Origin of the sequence: Burkholderia sp. RS01, assembly GCF_039748055.1 — a bacterium.
Lineage (GTDB): Bacteria > Actinomycetota > Actinomycetes > Actinomycetales > Micrococcaceae > Arthrobacter.
Map to the genome: position 1 here is coordinate 1 of NZ_JBDLAK010000095.1, position 223 is coordinate 223.

Genomic DNA, 223 nt, shown 5'->3' on the forward strand with positions numbered 1-223 from the left:
GGGGCCGCCGCCGTAGACGGGGGAGTTGTCGAAGTAGGGGCGGAAGTCGTGTAGTGCCTGTTGGGAGTTTTTGTGCATGAAGACCTGGCCGCCGAGTCCGACGATGGCCTGGTCGCGTGTGCCGTGTCCGTAGAACTCGTATCGGTCGCGGTAGTGGTTGACGAGGTTGACGAAGTGGTTTTTGGGGAAGAAGAGGTGGTTGGCGAAGAAGCCGTCGCCGTAG

At 61.0% G+C, this 223-nt stretch carries 1 pseudogene; it reads right to left on the reverse strand.

What is annotated here, in order from left to right:
- Positions 1–223, reverse strand: a pseudogene (locus ABFP37_RS22680) (5,10-methylene tetrahydromethanopterin reductase); the annotation flags it as partial.